The organism is Pseudomonas sp. RU47 (assembly GCF_004011755.1).
GTDB lineage: Bacteria > Pseudomonadota > Gammaproteobacteria > Pseudomonadales > Pseudomonadaceae > Aquipseudomonas.
Map to the genome: position 1 here is coordinate 495351 of NZ_CP022411.1, position 20609 is coordinate 515959.

The 20609-nt window shown below is 60.0% G+C and carries 11 protein-coding genes and 1 pseudogene; 4 read left to right on the top strand and 8 right to left on the bottom strand.

Features of this window, described 5'->3' with window-relative positions; translation table 11 throughout:
- Positions 1-24: 24 nt before the first annotated feature.
- The 6 genes and pseudogenes from trxC to CCX46_RS31095 all read right to left on the bottom strand — a co-directional run.
- Positions 25-459 carry a thioredoxin TrxC gene (trxC, locus tag CCX46_RS02270; RefSeq protein ID WP_127925553.1) on the bottom strand — a complete coding sequence of 145 codons (435 nt, stop codon included), beginning with the start codon at positions 457-459 and terminating at the stop codon, positions 25-27.
- 80 nt (positions 460-539) lie between these two features.
- Complete coding sequence (gene selO / locus CCX46_RS02275) at positions 540-2003, bottom strand: protein adenylyltransferase SelO (RefSeq protein ID WP_127925554.1); 1464 nt, start codon at positions 2001-2003, stop codon at positions 540-542.
- A 48-nt stretch (positions 2004-2051) separates the two neighbouring features.
- Positions 2052-5405 carry a mechanosensitive channel MscK gene (gene mscK, locus CCX46_RS02280; protein ID WP_127925555.1) on the bottom strand — a complete coding sequence of 1118 codons (3354 nt, stop codon included), beginning with the start codon at positions 5403-5405 and terminating at the stop codon, positions 2052-2054.
- Between the two features lie 34 nt (positions 5406-5439).
- Positions 5440-7182, bottom strand: coding sequence for a potassium/proton antiporter (locus CCX46_RS02285; protein ID WP_095120691.1), 1743 nt, complete (start codon positions 7180-7182; stop codon positions 5440-5442).
- Between the two features lie 442 nt (positions 7183-7624).
- The gene (locus CCX46_RS31090; RefSeq protein WP_371042268.1) at positions 7625-8497 is read right to left on the bottom strand and encodes a methyl-accepting chemotaxis protein; all 873 of its coding nucleotides are present in this window, start codon (positions 8495-8497) and stop codon (positions 7625-7627) included.
- 30 nt (positions 8498-8527) lie between these two features.
- Positions 8528-9280 (bottom strand): annotated as a pseudogene (locus CCX46_RS31095) (MCP four helix bundle domain-containing protein); the annotation flags it as partial.
- A gap of 248 nt (positions 9281-9528) precedes the next feature.
- Between CCX46_RS31095 and CCX46_RS02295 the strand changes: the two are divergent.
- The 3 genes from CCX46_RS02295 to CCX46_RS02305 all read left to right on the top strand — a co-directional run bounded on the left by CCX46_RS02295 (position 9529) and on the right by CCX46_RS02305 (position 12110).
- Positions 9529-9759 (top strand): hypothetical protein, encoded by a 231-nt coding sequence (locus CCX46_RS02295; protein ID WP_007909525.1) that lies wholly within the window; start codon positions 9529-9531, stop codon positions 9757-9759.
- Entirely contained in the window at positions 9756-10058 is a 303-nt protein-coding gene (locus CCX46_RS02300; RefSeq protein ID WP_127925557.1) for a cell division protein ZapA, read from the top strand. Before CCX46_RS02295 ends, CCX46_RS02300 begins: the two co-directional genes overlap by 4 nt.
- Positions 10059-10157: 99 nt before the next feature.
- Positions 10158-12110, top strand: coding sequence for a methyl-accepting chemotaxis protein (locus tag CCX46_RS02305; RefSeq protein WP_127925558.1), 1953 nt, complete (start codon positions 10158-10160; stop codon positions 12108-12110).
- A 201-nt stretch (positions 12111-12311) separates the two neighbouring features.
- On the opposite strand, the gene CCX46_RS02310 is transcribed toward CCX46_RS02305, so the two are convergent.
- Entirely contained in the window at positions 12312-14114 is a 1803-nt protein-coding gene (locus CCX46_RS02310) for an acyl-CoA dehydrogenase (protein ID WP_127925559.1), read from the bottom strand.
- A gap of 245 nt (positions 14115-14359) precedes the next feature.
- Complete coding sequence (gene putA / locus CCX46_RS02315; protein ID WP_127925560.1) at positions 14360-18313, bottom strand: trifunctional transcriptional regulator/proline dehydrogenase/L-glutamate gamma-semialdehyde dehydrogenase; 3954 nt, start codon at positions 18311-18313, stop codon at positions 14360-14362.
- 457 nt (positions 18314-18770) lie between these two features.
- Between putA and putP the strand changes: the two genes are divergently transcribed.
- On the top strand, positions 18771-20255 hold the full coding sequence (gene putP / locus CCX46_RS02320) for a sodium/proline symporter PutP (RefSeq protein ID WP_127925561.1): 1485 nt from the start codon (positions 18771-18773) through the stop codon (positions 20253-20255).
- The last annotated feature ends 354 nt before the right edge of the window (positions 20256-20609 follow it).

Genomic DNA, 20609 nt, shown 5'->3' on the forward strand with positions numbered 1-20609 from the left:
ACTCCTACATTGTTTGGCGGTGGGTCAGATACCCTGGCTACGCAGCCACGCCATCAATTGCGGCAGCGGAAACGCACCACTCTGCCGTGCCACTTCCCGGCCGTTCTTGAACAGAATCAAACTCGGAATCGAGCGAATCCCCAACTGCGCCGACAACTGCTGATTCGCCTCGCTGTCGAGTTTGGCCAAGCGGCACTTGCCGGCCAGCTGCGCCGCCGCCTGCTCGAACACCGGCGCAAACGACTTGCACGGCCCGCACCACTCCGCCCAGACATCCACCAGCAACGGCAGATCACCCTTGATCTGGCTGGCGTAATCGCCTTGCTTGAGTTCGAACGGTTTGCTCAGCAACACGGCGGATTTGCAGCGTCCGCACTTGGGCTGGTCCGCGAGGCGCTCTGCGGGGATGCGGTTGAGGCCGTTGCAGGAGGGGCAGGGGATGAGGAGTGGGTCAGTCATATTCGGCTCGTTGGCGTTCAGCGTTTCGTACGACTTATCTGGAGCCGTAAGAACTGTTTATCAAGATGAGGCGCTGGCACTCAGGAAGAACAACTGATCTCCAAATGCTTGCCCCACTCCGGTGGCCGCTCGGCATAAGCCTCCATTCCCGCCTGCTCTTCAAACGGTTTGCTCAGCACCGCGTGCAGCCGGCGTACTTCTGAGTAATCCCCTTGCTCAGCCGCGTCGATGGCTTTTTGCGCCAGGTAATTGCGCAGGATGTACAGCGGATTGACCGCGTGCATGCGGGTGCGGCGCTTTACCTGATCGGCGTCGCCATCGCGGGCAACCCGGGCGACGTAGCGTTCGCCCCAGGCATCAAAGCCCTTGATGTCGACGAAATCGTCGCGCAAACGGGCGACGGCCTGTTCGGCTGATTCTTCACCGAGTCGGCGGAAGAACAGCGTGTAATCGACGCCGCTGTTCTGCATCAGTTGCAACAGGTCTTCCAGCAGCTTCTGGTCATCGTCCTCGGCCGTGGTGAAGCCGAAGCGGCGGCGCATCAGGTCGAGGTAGTGCGCCTGAAACAGCGGCAGATACAAGCCGAGGGTTTCGCGCAGGGCTTCGACGCTGATGAACGGCGTCAACGCCTGAGCCAGTGCACTGAGGTTCCACTGGCCGACCGGCACCTGATTGCTGAACGAGTAACGCCCCTGATCATCCGAATGGTTGCAGATGAAGTTCGCGTCGAAGTCATCGAGGAAGGCGAACGGGCCGAAGTCGAAGGTGATGCCGAGGATCGACATGTTGTCGGTGTTCATTACGCCGTGGCAGAAACCGTAGGCCTGCCATTTGGCAATCAGTTCGGCGTTGCGCTCGACTATCTCGCGGAACATCGCCAGATACGGTTCCGGTTGCTCCAGGCACTCAGGGAAATGCATCGCCAGCACGTGCTCGCCGAGTTGCTTCTGCTGTTCTGGACGCTTGGTGTAGTAAAAATATTCGAAGTGGCCAAAGCGGATGTGGCTCGGCGCCAGACGCAGCACCATCGCCGCGCGTTCCTGCTTTTCGCGCCAGACCGGGGTGTCGGAACCGATCACGCACGCCGCGCGCGACGAGGGGATGTTCAGCGCGTATAGCGCCTCGGAAGCAAGGAACTCGCGGATCGACGAACGCAACACCGCACGACCATCACCCATGCGCGAAAACGGCGTTTGCCCGGCACCCTTGAGGTGCAAGTCCCAGTGCTCGCCGGCCGCGTTGTACACCTCACCCAGCAGCAGGCCGCGACCATCGCCCAGTTGCGGCGTGTAGCCGCCGAACTGATGCCCGGAATAGACCATCGCCCGCGGTTCGGCATCGGCCCACAGCTTGTGGCCGCCGAACAGTTCGGCGAATTCCTGGGTTTCAGCGGTCGCCGGGTCGAGATCGAGCAAGGCCAGGGCCGCCGGGCTGGCGACGACCAGACGCGGATTGTCGATCGGCTCGGGCAGCACGTGAGCAGAGAACGCATCGCCCAGGCGGGCGAAGCGATTATCGAAGGTCAGTTCGTCGAGGGCTTTCAAGGGCCGGCTCCAGCAGAATGTCCGAGCATTCTGCTGGGATTAGACCGGTTAGTCGAGTTTGGCCGGCGGCGGCTCTTGCAGCGGTTTCTGATCGTCGGCGATCGGCACGATGGTTTTGGTTTCCGGCTCGATCGGCACCATCTTGTATTCCTGACCGTGAAGGTTCTTCAGGTAGACCTCCATCTGGCGGAACGAGATGTTGATGTGCTGCTTCTTGAACTCGCGGTTGATGAAGCGGTTGACCTCATCGAGCACCGGGTTACGGTCACCGAGGTCGCGCACGTGCATGCGCAACTCGTGGTCGAGGGTGCTTTCGCCGAAGTTGAGGAAGTACACGTGCGGCTCGGGTTCCTTGAGCACGCGCGGGTTCTCGCGGGCAGCCTTGAGCAGCAGTTCCTTGACCAGATCCAGATCGGAGCCGTAATCGACGCCGAGTTTCAATGTGACGCGGGTGATGGTGTCGGTCAGCGACCAGTTGATCAGTTGCCCGGTGATGAACGTCTTGTTCGGGACAATGATGTCCTTGCGGTCGAAGTCGGTGATGGTCGTGGCGCGGATGCGGATCTTGCTCACCGTGCCCGACAGGTTGCCGATGGTGATGGTGTCACCGATCCGTACCGGGCGTTCGAAGAGGATCATGATGCCGGAGATGAAGTTGGCGAAGATCTCCTGCATGCCGAAACCGAGGCCGACCGACAGCGCCGCCACCAGCCATTGCAACTTGTCCCAACTCACGCCGAGGGTCGACAGGGTCGAGACGAAGCCGACGCCAGCGATCACGTACGACAACAACGTGGTGGTCGCGTAGGCACTGCCCTGAGCCAGATTGAGCTTGGACAGCACAAACACTTCGAGCAAGCCGGGCAAGTTGCGCGCGAGGGCAAAGGTGATGCCGATGATGATCAGCGCGCCGAGCATGTCGCCGATGCTGATCGGCACCATGCTCATGTTGGCGCCGGTGCCGCTGGTGTATTCGTAGAGGGTGATGTTGTCGAGGTACGAGAACACCGAAATCAGGTCCGACCAGACCCAGTACAGCGCGGCGATGAAGCCGCCGAGCAGGGCCAGGCGGATCAGGCGCAGGGACTGTTCGTTGACCTTTTCGATGTCCAGCGTCGGCTCTTCGATTACCGCTTCGCCATCGCCGGCTTCTTTCGCTGCCTGACGTTTGGCCAAGGCACGCTGATAGGCCAGACGCCGTGCGGCAACGCTCAGACCACGGACGAACGTGGCTTCGATCACCAGCCAGAACATCAGCAGGTACAGGGTGTTGATCAGTCGGTCGCTGAGTTTCAGCGCGGTGTAGTAGTAGCCGAAGCACACCGCCACGAACAACGCGATCGGCAGCAGGGTGAACATCACGCCGACGGCTTTGCGGAACAGCGAAGTGTTCTCGTGGGCCGGGCTGCTGATCAGCAAACGGCTGAGCAGCCATGCCATCAGGGCGTAGCAGGTCAACACCACCGGCATGCCGAGCACATCATCGGCCAGGGCCGCCGGTTGCAGTTCGGCGACGGCAACAATGGTCACCAGCGCCATGACCACCAGACCCAGTCGACGAATCCAGCCTTGCAGGAATTCGACCTGAGGCTTTTCCCAACGGAAGTGCAGTTCCGCCACGCCGCCCGGCGCCAGAATCCGGTAAGCGGTGTAGAACACCAGCCACGCCTGACCCATTTGCAGCAAAGCCGCGCCCATGTTGGCGTTCTGCCCGCGAGCGTCAATCTGCAACGCCAGACCACACAAGGCCAAGCCCAACGCGACCGGCATCGCCAACAGAATATTGATCAGAATCGCCTGCGGCGTGTGCCACTGGCTGTCACGTTTGAAGTGACCGATGTCCTGGTGAACCTTGTTCAGCCGCGCGTACAGATTCTTGCGCCGCCACAGCAGTGCACCGATCAGCAGCGCCAGCGGCAGGAACAGCAACGGACGCTGGGTCAGGCCGTCGGTCAGTTCGCTCAGACTCGAGGCCCACGGCAGGGTGTCGACCTGGCGTTTCAGGCGCTCCGGCACCGCGCGCATCCATTCCAGATCCAGCGGCTTGTTGCTTGGAATCCAGAACATCTGCTCATCGAGCGTCGCACGCAGCCCCTGCGCGGTGCTCAGCAGTTGTTTCTGATTGAGTTGCAGGGTGATCGACTCGTTGAGCATGGCGCTCAGTTCGCGATTCAGTCGCTCTAGGAGGTCGGCGCGGGTGTTGGCCAGATCCAGCAGGTTTTTGCGCAATTGCGGGGTGACCTGCTCCGGCGGCTGCGTGGATAGCAGGTTGTCGACATAGGCGGCCGGATTGCTCAGTTGCTCACGCTGCTGGCTGACGTCGAATTGCCACAAGCGAATGTCGGCGATCTGATCGGCCAGGTCGCGGTCGACCTTGAGCCGCGGCAGGGCTTGTTTCTGTTTATAGAGAATCTTCGACAGCAGCAGGCTGCCCTTGAGCACGCTGATCTGCTCGTCCAGCGCTGAATCGCTTTGGGTCAGGCTGTCGAGTTGCTGTTTGGTCTGCAGGTTCTGCTGGGTGACTTCGTTGAGGCGGTCAGTGCTTTTCAGCAGGTAGTCGGAGAGCTTGAGGTTGGCCGTGCTTTCGATGGCCAGCAGACTGCTGCTACCGGCCTTCTGCGCTTCGATCGACTGCTGGGTAACGGTTTCCTGCGACTGCGCCAGACGCTTCTGGTTGATCAGGGTTTGCAGTTCCTGAATCTCGCGGTCGAGGCGATCGGACTTCTCCGAGAGCAAGTCATGCTGGGCATTGCCCAAGTCTTGCAATTGGCTGTTGCCGGCCAGCTCCTGACGGCGCAACGGGATCAGCGCATTCAGCGCCGCCAATTCGGCGTTCAACTGATCGCGCTGCTCGGCGGTGACGGTTTTGCCCGCGTCCTTGCCGGACTTGAGGGTGTTGTTGATCTGCTGGATGCGCGTCTGGCTGGCGGAAATCTCTGCCTGAGCACGTTCGGGGCGAGTCTGCGCGGTGATGATCAGACTGTTGGCTTCGGCCAGCGCTTTTTGCAGATCACTTTGCTGGGTCGAGCGATCGGTGAGGATCTGCTCCAGCTGTTGGATCGACTCTTTGGGAAAACGCTGTGCCACCGGCACCACGGCCGTAGCCTTGAGGCGCGTCAGTTCACGGGTGCTTTCAATCGTCTGCTTGGGCGCGGTCGCCAATTGCTGCTTGAGATCGATCAGCTTTTGCTCGTAATCACGCTGATTGTTCAGCTGATTGAGCGTGTTCTGCAGGACGGTCTGCAGGGTCTTCTTATCGGCATCCGGCAGTTTGCTGTCGGCGAGCTTGTCGAGGCTGGCCTGCACGGCGTCGCTGGACGGTGGTTCGGCGGCATATAGCGGGCCGACAGTAAGACTCAGGCCCAGCAGGGCCGCGGCGAAAAAGGAGCGCAGGGTAGGCATAGAGACCGGTCAAGCAAGTGAGAGTGGACGCAGTTTAGAGGAAGAGCCCGGGGCCCGGGCGACTTCCTTCGGGGAATCTGACGCCCACTTTGCCGATCTTGTTCCCGTCCATGACCGCAACCGTCCAGTGGGTGTTGTTCCACTCCACCTGGTCACCGACGATGGGCGCACCGCCGACTTTCTGAGCAATGAAGGCGCCCAGGGTCATGTCCGGATCGATGCCCTCGGCCGGCAACCCGTAGAGCGCTGCAACCGCTTTAAGCTGGGCGTCTCCTTCAAGCACGAAATCACCGAAGAAGCGCAGATCGAGGCCGCGTTGCGGTGCCTGGCTGAACAGTTTTCCGAGGGCGCCGAGGTTGTGTTCATGGCCGATAACACACAGCAAATCATCGACTTCCAGCACCGTACTACCCGACGGATGGAGCAGTTGCTGGCCACGAAACAGTGCCGCGATACGTGTGCCTTCGGGCATTTTCAGTTCACGCAGGGGCGAACCGATGCACCACTTCTCCGCGCCGAGCTTGTAAACGAACAGCTCCCACTCGCTGGTGACGTGGACTTCCAGTGCCGCCCGGGAAATCGGCGCGGGCTCTGGCGGCACCGTTACTTTCAGCAGTTTGGCGACCCACGGCAGGCTCGTGCCCTGCACCAGCAGCGACACCAGCACGATAAAGAACGCGAGGTTGAAGTACAGCTGCGCATTCGGCAGCCCGGCCATCAGCGGGAACACCGCAAGAATGATCGGTACCGCACCGCGCAGGCCAACCCAGGAAATAAAAGCTTTTTCGCGCCCGTGGAACGCCTTGAACGGCAGCAGGCCGACCATCACCGACAGTGGCCGCGCGAACAGAATCATCCACAGCGCCAGACCGAGAGCGGGCAGGGCGATTGGTAGCAAATCATGCGGCGTGACCAGCAATCCCAGCACGAGGAACATGCCGATCTGCGCCAGCCACGCCATGCCGTCGAGCATGTGCAGAATGCCGTGACGGCTGCGCACCGGGCGGTTGCCGATCACCAGACCGCACAGATAAACGGCGAGGAAGCCGCTGCCATGCAGGGCGTTGGTCAGGGCGAATACCACCAGACCGCCGGCAATCACCAGAATCGGATACAGGCCGGCTGCCAGATTGATCCGGTTGACCAGTTGCAACATCAGCCAGCCGCCGCCGAGACCGATCACGCCGCCGATGCCGAACTCGCGGATCAGGTGGGTCAGCAGGCTCCAGTGCAGGCCGGTCTGGCCGCTGGCGAGCATGTCGATCAGGGTCACGGTGAGAAACACCGCCATCGGGTCGTTGCTGCCGGATTCGATTTCCAGGGTGGCGGTGACCCGTTCGTTCAGGCCTTTGCCGCCGAGCAGCGAGAACACTGCTGCGGCGTCGGTTGAGCCAACGATGGCGCCGATCAGCAGGCCCTGAATCAGATTGAGGTCGAACAGCCAGGCGGCGGCCATGCCGGTCAGCCCGGTGGTGATCAACACCCCGACCGTGGCCAACGATAGCGCTGGCCATAGCGCCACGCGGAAACTGGATACCCGTGTGCGCAAGCCACCGTCGAGGAGAATCACTGCGAGTGCGAGGTTGCCGACCAGATAGGCCGTCGGGTAGTTATCGAAAATGATCCCGCCGCCATCGACCCCGGCGGCCATGCCGACAGCGAGGATGATGACCAGAATCGGGATGCCCAGACGGGAAGAAAGAGAACTGACGAGAATGCTTGCGCCTACCAGCAACGCGCCGATCAAGAACAGGCTGTTGATGGTCGTCGCATTCAAAGGCAGTACTCCAGAAGCGTAAAGACGGGCACAAACTGACCATGCAGTCTGCGTGCCAGCGATTCTAACCTGTTGAAATGTGATGCTGTCAAAAAGCTTTTTCAGCGGAGCATCAGGTTTTGTGCTCGGCGGGCGATTGCTGCCCTCACCCTAACCCTCTCCCGGGGGGAGAGGGGACTGACTGAGGTGTTTGTGCGAGATACGCCGACCTGAAAGTCCGGAGTCGAACTCAGACTTTGAAAAGCATGAAAATCTGCCCCCTTCCCCCCTCTCCCGGGGTGAGAGGGAACTGATCGAGGTGTTTGTGCAAGGTACATCGACCTGAAAAGCCTGAGTCGAACTCAGGTTTTGAAAAACACGAAGATCTGCTCCCTTCCCCCTCGCCCCCTTGGGGGCGGTCCGACGTTTCGGGAGGGTTGGGGTGAGGGGGTAGCCTTTGATCTTAGAGGCTGAACCGCCCAACCATGTTGTTCAGGTCCAGCGCCAGACGCGACAGCTCATTGCTCGCCGCACTGGTCTGATTCGCGCCAGTCGCCGATTGCACCGACAGATCACGGATGTTCACCAGATTGCGATCCACTTCCCGCGCCACCTGCGCCTGTTCTTCGGCGGCGCTGGCGATCACCAGGTTGCGCTCGTTGATCTCGACGATGGCGGTGTTGATGGTGTCCAGCGACATACCCGCACCACGGGCGATGTTCAGGGTCGACTCGGCACGTTCGGTGCTGTTGCGCATCGAATCCACGGCGTGTTCGGTACCGCTCTGAATGCTGCCGATCATCCGCTCGATTTCGCTGGTCGACTGCTGCGTGCGGTGCGCCAGTGCTCGTACTTCATCCGCCACCACAGCAAAACCACGACCGGCTTCACCGGCCCGCGCCGCTTCAATCGCTGCGTTCAGTGCCAGCAGGTTGGTCTGATCGGCCAGACCACGAATCACATCCAGCACTTTGCCGATGTCGCGGGATTCATTGGCCAGATCGCCGATCAGGCTGGCGGTGCTCTGTACATCGGCGCTCATGCGTTCGATGGCGCTGACGGTTTCCTGGACCAGATCACGACCGTCGCCGGCCGAGGTGGTGGCGTTTTTCGACGCTTCCGAAGTGCTCACCGCGTTGCGTGCGACCTCTTCCACAGCACTGGTCATCTCGTTGACTGCCGTGGCCGCCTGTTCGATTTCATTGTTCTGCTGAGTCAGGCCGCGCGCGCTTTCGTCGGTGACGCTGTTCAACTCTTCAGCCGCCGAAGCCAACTGAGTGGCCGAACCGGAAATGCGCTGCAGGGTGTCACGCAGCTTCGATTGCATCTTCGCCATGGCTGCGAGCAGGCGACCGGCCTCGTCTTCACCGTCAACGTGGATCGGCTGGGTCAGATTGCCTTCGGCGATGGTTTCCGCAGCGTCCAGTGCTTTGGAAATGGGCTTGGTGATGCTCACGGTCAGCAGCCAGGCGAACAGCAGGGTCAAGCCGCTGGCGATCACCAGCAAGGTGACCACCAGATCGAACGACATCGAATACTGATCTTTGGCGCCTTGATCGGTGTCGGCGATTTGCTGGGTGTTTATCTCCAGCAAGCGCGCGAGGGCGGTGTTTACCGCTTCAGAGTTGTTCAGCAGATCGCTGTTGAGCATTTGCCGCAACTCGTCGACCTGATTGTTGCGCGACAGGGTTTTCATGCGTTCTTCGAGCTGACGGTACTGCGCCAGCAGTTGCACGTACTGTTCGTACGCCGTACGTTCGTCTGGGCTGGAAATCAGCGGCTCATAGGCACGCTGCGCCTCGGTGATCTGGCGGTTACGCATATCGAACAACTCGATGGTTTTTTGCTGCACATCGGGTTCGCGGTTGATCAGCAGCCGGTACGACAGCACCCGCAGGCGCAGGGTCAGTTGGGTGAACTCATCGAGGGCCTTGATGGAAGGCACACTGGCCGTGGCGATATCTTCGCCTGCTGCGCGGATTTTACTCATCTGATTAAGCGCAAACACGCCGAGAATCAGCATCAGGCCGCCGATCAGGGCGAAACCGGTAAACGCCCGTGGGGCGATATTCATATTGCGGAGGGACATGGGCGGATACCAAGAGAGGGCCGCTTCCATGCGGGCTGAGACTGCTGTATGGATGACTTATCGGTCATACGACTAAAGTCTTGAGGCACTGTGCGTATTTGTCGCAGAAGGGCTTGGGCGACGAAGTGCAGGAACCAGATCGGCAGATCACAGTCTTTAAAACTCGCAGGAACGGTCCGCCACCAGGAAAATCAAGGCCTTGCGCCGGTTTAACCCTGGCATCCGTGGTGACTTTTCTTTATCGTACGCGCCCTTTGAAAAACGCTTGGAAGATCAAAATGTTGGAAGCATCCCTCAGCCAATTGGAACAGCTCGTCAGCGACCTGGTGCAACAGAACCAGACCCTCGCGCAAACCAACCAGACCCTGTCCACGGAACTGGCCCAGGCCAAGGATGAAAACGAAAGCCTGCAACTGAACCTGATGGAACAGGAAGAAAAGCACGGCGCCACCGCCGCCCGCATTCAAGCACTGGTTGATCGCGTCAACGCAGGTCCGGTCAGCGCATGAACCACCACACAGCAGGGGTAAAAGTCGTCTCCATTCTCGGGGAGGACTATTCGATCAAGGCACCGGCCGGGGAAGAACAGACCCTGCTGGACGCAGCCCTGATGCTCAAGGCAGCGCTGGATGACACCAAGCGCAAATACCCGACATTGATCGGTGACCGCTTGCTGGTTCTGGCGGCGATGAATCTGTGCTCGCAGCAGATTGAAATGAAGAAGCAGCACCAGGAAGAACTCGACCGTTACCAAGAGCAAGTCAGCGCCACGGTCGACACCATCGCCAAGACCATCAATCAGGGCTGATCGGGTTGCGCACAACCAAAGAATAGATTGTCGATCGGGTTGTATACAATCGGCACGGCTGTTGCATTGTTTCGGCCACTTATTCTTTGGGGGTGCTCCATGCAGTTGTGGCGACGCAGTATTCAATGGCAGCTGATTCTCAGCATGGGCACCGCCCTGCTGGTCAGCATCCTGATCGTGGTTGGCATTTATACCCTGGTGGTCAACCGCCTCGCCCAGAGCTATCTGGTCGAACAAGCCCTGCCGTCGAGCATCGAAGCGACGCGCAACGATATCGAACGGATCCTCGTGCAACCGCTGACAGCGGCCAAAGATATCGCCAGTAATACGATGGTCCGCGACTGGCTCGCCTCGGGCGAAGACAGCAGCAAAACGGCTGGCTTCGCGCAGTATCTGGAAGGCATCCGCGCCGAACATAAAGCCTTCACCGCTTTGATAATCGGCACCGAATCCAATCATTACATCACCGAAAAAGGCCTGGACCGCACCCTCAGTCGCACCAAACCGGCCGACGCGTGGTTCTATTCCTTCCTCGACAGCAATCAGCCGCGCACTCTGAATATCGACAATGACGGGGCGACCGGAGAACTGGCGCTGTTCATCGATCTGAAGGTCGAGCAGGCCGGCAAAGTGGTCGGTGTGGCCGGGCTCGGACTGAGCATGAAAGAGCTGTCGGAACTGATTCACAACTTCAGCTTTGGTGAGCGTGGCAAGGTCTATCTCGTGCGTTCCGACGGTTTGATTCAAGTGCACCCGGAGGCGCAGTTCAGCGGTAAACGCACCTTGAGCGAGCAGATTGGCGCCAATGCAGCGCAGGCCGTCATGGGCCAGCTCTCTACCTCAAAGGCTGCCGCCGTCAGCAGCAGCTTCCAACGGGATGGCGAAGACTTCCTCGCCTTCAGCCTGCCGTTGCGTGGTCTAGGCTGGACCCTCGTGGCCGAAGTGCCGCAATCGCAGATCTACGCCGAGGCGCGCAAAGCCATGTGGATGAGCGGCGGTATCGGTCTGGCCGTGGCGCTGGTGTGCCTCGCTTTGGTGGTGTGGCTGGCGCAAGGGCTGGTGCGGCCGATTCGTCAGGTAACAGCGGCGCTGGTAGCGATTGGTAGCGGCGGTGGAGATTTGACCCACCGGTTAGATTCCAGCCGTGCCGATGAACTGGGCGACCTCGCTCGCGGCTTCAATCGTTTTCTCGATAGCCAGCGCGGGATGATCGGCGAAGTGCTGACCACCAGCGAACGTCTGCGCACGGCCGTGGGGCAAGTGGCTAAGGTAGTGGAGAACACCGCTGAACGTTCCGGCCGTCAGCAGGAAATGACCGACATGGTTGCCACCGCCGTTCATGAAATGGGTCTCACCGTGCAGGAGATTGCGCAGAACGCTGGTAATGCGGCGCTCGCCTCGCAGACCGCGCGGGATGAAGCGATGCAGGCGCGGGAAGTGGTTGGCGGCTCGATCAAGCATATTGAAAGCATGTCCGATGAGATTGGTGTGGCGGCGGGCGCGGTCGGCGAGCTGGCGCATCAAGTCGCGTCGATTGATTCGGTGCTGGCGGTGATTCGCGGGGTGTCCGAGCAGACCAATCTGTTGGCGCTCAATGCCGCCATTGAAGCGGCGCGAGCCGGGGATATGGGGCGAGGTTTTGCCGTTGTCGCCGATGAAGTGCGGACGTTGGCGCGACGCACGCAGGCGTCCACCGACGAAATTCAGCAGATGATCGGCAGCCTCAAGCAAGGCGCGGAAAATGCCGTGTCGTCGATGCGTACCGGCCAGGCCGCGACCGGCACCGGGGTTGAGTCGAGCCAGCGCACCGGGGCGTCGTTGACCGCGATTACGGGGCAGGTCGAGCGCATCAGTGACATGAACCATCAGGTGGCGACGGCGACGGAAGAGCAGTCGGCGGTGACGGAAGAGATCAACCGTAACGTGCAGGGGATTTCTGATCTGGCGCGGGCGACGGCGGGGGAGGTTCGGGCCTGTCGTGAGGATTGTCAGATGTTGCAGAAGCTGGCGGATGATCTGGCGCGGCAGATGGGTGGGTTCAAGTTGAGTTGAGTGTTGAGCCAGAAAAGCCCCTCACCCTAGCCCTCTCCCAGAGGGAGAGGGGACTGACCGAGGTGTCTTTCGCTATACATCGACCTGAAAATGCCAGTCGATTATGGATTCGGTGAACCTCTTTCAGGTCGATGAAGTATTCAAGCATCCCCCGTTCGGCCCCCTCTCCCTCCGGGAGAGGGCTGGGGTGAGGGTCGGCTTTCAGAACCAGGCATCCTGCATCGCCAGGCACGTATCGTCCCGCGCCTCCAGCAACGCCAGTTCATGGTGGCACCCCGGCACTTCCCACGTCAGGAAATACCGCGCCGCCTGCAGCTTGCCCTTATAGAAGTCAGCATCCACCAAATTGCCCTTGGCCAACCCTTCCTCGGCACGAATCGCCTGCTCCAGCCAGCGCCAGCCAATCACTGTGTGCCCGAACACCTTCAGGTACAGCGCTGAGTTCGCCAGGCTGCTGTTGATCTTGCCCTGTGCCAGATCGGTCAACAAACCGATGGTCACCGTTTGCAGACGTGCCACCAGTTTCTCTAAAGGCTCACGCAATGCGGTCAGTGATTCATACGCCGTCGCGCGTTCAGCGGTGTTGGCGATCAGACGAATCAGTTGCTTGAGCCCCGCGCCACCGTTCTGCGCCAGTTTGCGCCCGAGCAAGTCCAGCGACTGAATGCCATGGGTGCCTTCATGAATCGGGTTCAAGCGGTTATCGCGGTAGTACTGTTCAACCGGGTATTCGCGGGTGTAGCCGTGACCGCCAAGAATCTGGATCGCCAGTTCGTTGGCCTTGAGGCAGAACTCCGATGGCCAGGATTTGACGATCGGGGTCAGCAAATCCAATAGCTCATGCGCCTGTTTGCGCTCGGCTTCGGACTCAAGCGTGGTGGTGTCATCGAACAACCGTGCGGCGTACAGGCCGAGGTCAAATGCACCTTCGACGTAGGATTTTTGCGTCAACAGCATACGTCTGACATCCGCGTGCTGAATGATCGCCACTGGCGCCGTGGTCGGATCCTTGCTGTCCGGCACCCGCCCTTGTGGACGCTCGCGAGCATACTCCAGCGAATACAGATAACCGGCATAACCGAGCATCACTGCACCCATGCCAACGCCGATCCGCGCTTCGTTCATCATCTGGAACATGTAGCTCAAACCGCGATGCGGCTCGCCCACCAGATAGCCGACGCACTCACCGTTATCGCCGAAGTTCAGCGCTGTGGAGGTGGTACCGCGCCAGCCCATCTTGTGGAACAGCCCGGCCAGCAGCACGTCATTGCGCTGGCCGAGGCTGCCGTCATCGTTGACCAGAAACTTTGGCACGATAAACAGCGAGATACCTTTAACGCCCGCAGGCGCGTCCGGCAATTTGGCCAGAACCATGTGCACGATGTTTTCCGAGAGCGGGTGATCGCCGCCGGAAATGAAAATCTTGTTGCCCTTCAGGCGATAAGTGCCGTCGGACACCGGCTCGGCGCGCGTACGAATATCCGACAGTGACGAACCGGCATGCGGCTCGGTCAGGGCCATGGTGCCGAAGAAGCGCCCGTCGATCATGGGCTGCAGGAAGCGCTGTTTTTGCTCGTCGGTGCCGAAGCTCTCGATCAGGTTCGCCGCGCCCATGGTCAGGAACGGGTAGGACGTCGAAGCGGCGTTGGCTGACTGGAAATGTGCGAAACAGGCTTGCGACAGCAGTGTAGGAAGTTGCATGCCGCCGGCGTCGAAACTTCTCGCGGCGTTGAGAAAACCGGCCTCGAGGAAGGCATCCACCGCCGGTTTCACTTCCGGAATCAGAATCGCCTTGCCGTCTTCATAGCGCGGTTCGTTCTCGTCGCCCTTGCGGTTGTGCGGTGCAAAGTACTTCTCGGCGATGTTGCGCGCGGTGCCGATGGCGGCGTCGAAGGTCTCGCGGTTGTGCTCGGCAAAGCGCTCACGCCGGGTCAGGCCCTCGGCATCGAGGACTTCATACAGCTCGAAAGCCAGATTGCGGGAACTGAGCAGCGTCTCGGACATGGCGGCCTACCTGAAATTGGGGTTGGGCCGAGTCTAAGGCGGGGGAATAGAGGCTGGATAGGATGATTGATGAGAGTGATGCAGAGGTGAGGGCGACACTAATCAAATGTAGGAGTGAGCCTGCTCGCGATAGCGGTCTGTCAGACACATTTATTCTAACTGACAGACCGCTATCGCGAGCAGGCTCACTCCTACAGGGGTTTACATTCCAGGCGACCATTGCGGTCGCCTGGATTTACAGCGGTTTAGCCGATTGTCATCAAGCTGGCATTACCACCCGCCGCCGCAGTGTTAACGCTCAACGCCCGCTCAATCACCAGACGCTCCAGTGCAATATTGGTCTCGCCCTGGGACAAGCCCTGAACCCCAACAATCGCGCCGGCACGCTTGGCAATCTGCTGGCAGACGCCGCGCAACTGGTCGGAATGGCCGTGATGCAGAACCGCATCGAACACCACCTCATCCTTGTTCCAGTCAGCAACCAGCTTGATCCGCGCCTGAATCTCCTTCGGCAGGCGTGCGAACAAGGCCTTGCTGATGTCGGACTCCGGCCATACTGCCGAACCGCCTACGGCCAATACCGCGGCCAGTTGCGTCAGCAGATCACCTTCAACCTCCGCCAGGCACAGCACGTGCTCACGCGGCAGGATCGCGTAACTGTTCTTCTCACCGGTCGGGCCGGCCAGCGTACGGGTAATGCCGCTCTGCGATTGCGCAGCGTACTGCACGCACAGAGTGCTCAGGTCGGCGTACTTGTTGCTTTCAGCCCAGGCTTTCAGCGCGTTCAACGGTTTGCTCATGGCATCGCGCAGGCGAACGTCCGGGGCGACAACAGCATCACCGCGAGCGAAGGATTGTTCGATGGCGTCGGTAGGCCGCGTCGACAGCAAGCGGTACAGGTACAGCGGGCCACCGGCTTTCGGGCCAGTACCCGACAGGCCTTCGCCGCCGAATGGCTGTACGCCGACCACGGCACCGACGATGTTGCGGTTAACGTAGACGTTACCGGCGTTGACGTTGTCGATCACCTTGGCGATGGTCTCGTCGATCCGGGTGTGCACGCCCAGCGTCAGGCCGTAGCCGGAAGCGTTGATCTGGCCGATCAGTTGATCGATCTCTTTGCGCTTGTAGCGCACCACGTGCAGCACCGGACCGAAGATCTCGCGTTGCAGCTCGTCAAAGCTTTCCAGTTCGATCAGGGTCGGCATGACGAAGGTGCCGCGTTTGACTTCTTCAGTGTCGGCAATCGCCACTTGGTACACGTTGCGACCTTTGTCGCGCATGCCCTGGATGTGCTTGTCGATGCCAGCCTTGGCGTCGGCGTCGATCACCGGGCCGATGTCCACGGACAGGCGCTCAGGGTTGCCGAGACGGCTTTCAGCCATGGCACCTTTGAGCATTTCGATGACGCGATCGGCGGAATCTTCCTGCAGGCACAGTACGCGCAGCGCCGAGCAACGCTGACCAGCGCTGTCGAAGGCCGAGGAAACGACGTCGATCACCACTTGCTCGGTCAGAGCCGACGAATCGACGATCATCGCGTTCTGGCCACCGGTTTCGGCGATCAGCGGAATCGGACGGCCCTGGTTGTCGAGACGGCCGGCGATGTTGCGTTGCAGCAGACGCGCGACCTCAGTGGAACCGGTGAACATCACGCCCTTGACGCGCTCGTCACCCACCAGACCGGCACCAACGGTTTCACCGCGACCCGGCAGCAATTGCAGCACGCCTTCCGGAATCCCGGCTTCGAGCATCAAGCGCACGGCCTGAGCGGCAACCAGCGGAGTCTGCTCGGCCGGTTTGGCCAGTACCGGGTTACCGGCAGCCAATGCAGCAGCCACTTGGCCGCTGAAGATTGCCAGCGGGAAGTTCCACGGGCTGATGCATACGACTGGGCCCAATGGGCGGTGGGCGTCGTTGCTGAAATCGTTGCGAGCCTGCACTGCGTAATAACGCAGGAAGTCGACGGCTTCGCGGACTTCGGCGATGGCGTTGGCGTAGGTCTTGCCGGCTTCACGAGCGAGCAGGCCCATCAGCGGCTGGATCTCGCCTTCCATCAAGTCAGCGGCACGTTCCAGAATCGCTGCACGTTCGGCGGGCGGGGTGGCCTGCCAGATCGGCGCAGCGTTCAGCGCGCATTGAATGGCGTTGTCGACGTCTTCAACCGTGGCTTCTTGAACGTGACCCACCACATCGCGGTGATCCGCCGGGTTCAGCACCGCTGCCGGGGTTTCAGTGCTCGACGCGCAACCGAGCATCGGCGCAGCTTTCCAGTCGGTGTGGGCAGTGGCGAGCAAAGCGCAGGACAGCGAAGCCAGGCGATGTTCGTTGGCCATGTCGATGCCGCTGGAGTTGGCGCGTTCGGCACCGTACAGATCACGCGGCAGCGGGATGCGCGGGTGCGGCAGGCCGAATCCACCTTCCACGGTCGCCATCTGCTCGATCTGCGCCACCGGATCGGCCACCAGCTCCTGAATCGAGATCGACTGGTCGGCGATGCGGTTGACGAACGAAGTGTTCGCGCCGTTTTCCAGCAAGCGACGTACGAGGTACGCCAGCAGCGTCTCGTGGGTACCGACCGGCGCGTACACGCGGCACGGACGGTTCAGCTTGCCTTCGGAAACTTTGCCTACAACCTGCTCGTAGAGCGGTTCGCCCATGCCGTGCAGACACTGGAATTCGTACTGGCCCGGGTAATAGTTCTGACCGGCAATGTGGTAAATCGCCGACAGGGTGTGGGCGTTGTGCGTGGCGAACTGCGGATAGATGACTTCCGGCACCGACAGCAGTTTGCGTGCGCAAGCGATGTAGGAAACGTCGGTGTACACCTTGCGGGTATAGACCGGATAGCCTTCCAGGCCTTCGACCTGGGCGCGCTTGATTTCGCTGTCCCAGTAGGCGCCTTTAACCAGACGGATCATCAGGCGATGACGGCTGCGGCGAGCCAGATCGATCACGTAGTCGATCACGTACGGGCAACGCTTCTGGTAAGCCTGGATGACGAAACCGATGCCGTTCCAGCCGGTCAGCTGCGGCTCGAAGCACAGGCGCTCAAGCAGATCCAGCGACAGTTCGAGACGGTCGGCTTCTTCGGCGTCGATGTTCAGACCGATGTCGTATTGCTTGGCCAGCAGGGTCAGCGACAGCAGGCGCGGGTACAACTCGTCCATCACACGCTCGTACTGCGCACGGCTGTAACGCGGGTGCAGTGCCGACAACTTGATGGAAATGCCCGGGCCTTCATAAATCCCACGGCCGTGGGACGCTTTGCCGATCGAGTGAATGGCTTGTTCGTACGACGCCAGGTACTTCTGCGCATCGTGTTCGGTCAGTGCCGCTTCACCGAGCATGTCGTAGGAATAACGGAAGCCCTTGGCTTCGAACTTGCTCGCGTTGGCCAAGGCTTCGGCGATGGTTTCGCCGGTGACGAACTGTTCGCCCATCAGGCGCATGGCCATGTCGACGCCCTTGCGGATCATCGGCTCGCCGCTCTTGCCGATGATGCGGCTCAGCGAAGAGGTCAGGCCAGCTTCGTTGTGCGTCGAGACCAGTTTGCCGGTCAGCAGCAGGCCCCAAGTGGCCGCGTTGACGAACAGCGAAGGGCTGTTGCCCAAATGCGGATGCCAGTTGCCAGTGCTGATCTTGTCGCGGATCAGTGCGTCGCGAGTACCTTTGTCCGGGATGCGCAGCAGCGCTTCGGCCAGGCACATCAGCGCCACGCCTTCCTGGGACGACAGGGAAAATTCCTGCAGCAGGCCTTGAACAATGCCTGCACGACCGCCGGCACTTTTCTGGTTACGCAGTTTTTCCGCAATGGAGGCGGCGAGTTTGTTGGTGGCTTCAGCCATGGCGACCGGCAGGCGCGCCTGCTCGATCAGCATCGGTACCACTTCCGGCTCAGGGCGACGGTAAGCGGCGGTGATCGAAGCGCGCAGTACGGACTGCGGCAGGATGCTTTCAGCAAATTCGAGGAAGCATTGGTGGGCGTGATCGGTGTGGACTTCGCCCGCCTCATCGGCGTCCTTGGCGGTCAAACCGTTCAGCTCGGTCAGGGTTGCACCACCCTCGAGTTTTTCCAGGTAATTGAAAATTGCCTGCTTGATCAGCCAGTGCGGTGTGCGATCAATCGAGGTCGCGGCCGCCTTCAGGCGCTCGCGGGTCGGGTCATCGAGTTTGACCCCAAGGGTGGTGGTAGCCATATTTTTATCCTCATGGTTGCCACAGTTGCGTGGCATCAGCTGGCGGCAAGATTAGCCGTGCGCCGAAAGAGGTGCAACCGGGTGCAACCCTTTTTTTGTCGGAAAAATAAACGCTTCGTCAGGAATTATTTTCTGGTACGAAAGTGCGGCACTTGCTTGGTGCTTTTACTTCTAGGAAAGAGCGATTACTGCGCTAAAAGGGAGCAAAAACCGCTTGTTTCTCGATATATCCGACTAGGTGCAACTAATTCGCGCGAAACTGGTTGCACCTTTTTTAGTTTGTTGCATAGCATTCGCGCCCTAGGTGCAACCGGGATAACCCGGTGCATCGGCTGGTGGCTTTCCTGGGGAAACATCAGTCCTAAATGCGCGGGATCGCGAATCGTCTGCCAAACGTCATCGTTTGCGCGTGGTTCATCACCGCTGCTACATAAAAACAAAGCCAGGGCGTAACTTAATGAGCGTAAGCAATCCAACACTGATCACGTTCGTGATCTACATCGCAGCAATGGTGCTGATCGGCTTCATGGCCTATCGCTCCACCAATAACCTTTCCGACTATATTCTCGGTGGTCGCAGCCTCGGCAGCGTCGTCACCGCGCTGTCTGCCGGTGCTTCCGACATGAGCGGCTGGTTGTTGATGGGCCTGCCGGGCGCCATCTACATGTCCGGTCTGTCCGAAAGCTGGATCGCCATCGGCCTGATCGTCGGTGCCTACCTGAACTGGCTGTTCGTTGCCGGCCGTCTGCGTGTGCAGACCGAACACAACGGCGATGCCCTGACCCTGCCGGACTACTTCTCCAGCCGTTTCGAAGACAAAAGCGGCCTGCTGCGCATCATTTCGGCGATCGTGATCCTGGTGTTCTTCACCATTTACTGTGCCTCCGGCATCGTGGCTGGCGCCCGTCTGTTTGAAAGCACCTTCGGCATGTCTTACGAGACAGCGTTGTGGGCCGGTGCTGCGGCGACGATTGCCTACACCTTCGTTGGCGGTTTCCTCGCGGTGAGCTGGACTGACACCGTACAAGCCACGCTGATGATTTTCGCGCTGATCCTTACGCCGATCATCGTCCTGCTGGCCACCGGCGGCGTCGACACCACGTTCCTGGCCATCGAAGCCAACGATCCAAGCAACTTCGACATGCTCAAAGGCACGACCTTCATCGGCATCATCTCGCTGATGGGCTGGGGTCTGGGCTACTTCGGTCAGCCGCACATCCTCGCGCGTTTCATGGCGGCGGATTCGGTGAAGTCGATTGCCAACGCCCGTCGCATCTCCATGACCTGGATGATCCTGTGCCTGGGCGGCACCGTGGCCGTGGGTTTCTTCGGTATTGCTTACTTCTCGGCACACCCGGAAGTTGCCGGCCCAGTCACCGAGAACCATGAACGTGTGTTCATCGAACTGGCCAAGATCCTCTTCAATCCATGGATTGCCGGTGTGCTGCTGTCGGCGATTCTCGCCGCTGTAATGAGCACCCTGAGCTGCCAGTTGCTGGTGTGCTCGAGCGCCCTGACCGAAGACTTCTACAAAACCTTCCTGCGTAAATCCGCCTCCCAGGTTGAACTGGTCTGGGTCGGCCGCGCCATGGTGCTGTTGGTTGCGCTGATCGCGATCGCGATGGCAGCCAACCCGGAAAACCGCGTACTGGGTCTGGTGTCCTACGCCTGGGCCGGTTTCGGTGCTGCGTTCGGTCCGGTTGTGCTGATCTCGGTTATCTGGAAAGAAATGACCCGCGACGGCGCACTGGCCGGTATTCTGGTCGGCGCGATCACCGTGGTGGTCTGGAAGCATTTCGAACTGCTGGGTCTGTACGAAATCATTCCGGGCTTCATCTTCGCCAGCCTGGCCATCTTCATCGTCAGCAAGATGGGCGAGCCGACCAAAGGCATGGTGCAGCGCTTCGAAGCGGCGGAAAAAGATTTCCACCTGAACAAGTAATTGTTCTGAGCTGAAGCTCACCTGAAAACGGCCCGTTTCCTACAGGAGGCGGGCCGTTTTTTTGTGCCTGCGATTTCTCTGATTCACCGTGCTCCCCTGTAGGAGTGAGCCTGCTCGCGATAGTGGTGTGTCAGTCGACATCAATGCTGAATGTCAGACCGCTATCGCGAGCAGGCTCACTCCTACAGGGGGTCGGTGGTGGTTTTGGAGGATTTGTCTGTAGTTGAAGGCGCCGCTTTTTGCAGGGGTTTTCGTCAAACAAAGTAGGGCAAATCTGATTTTTCCGTCACCCACTCATCACCCCTTGCCCCTCATGCAGAATCGCCCGCCCTTCATTTTGCAGAGAGACATCGG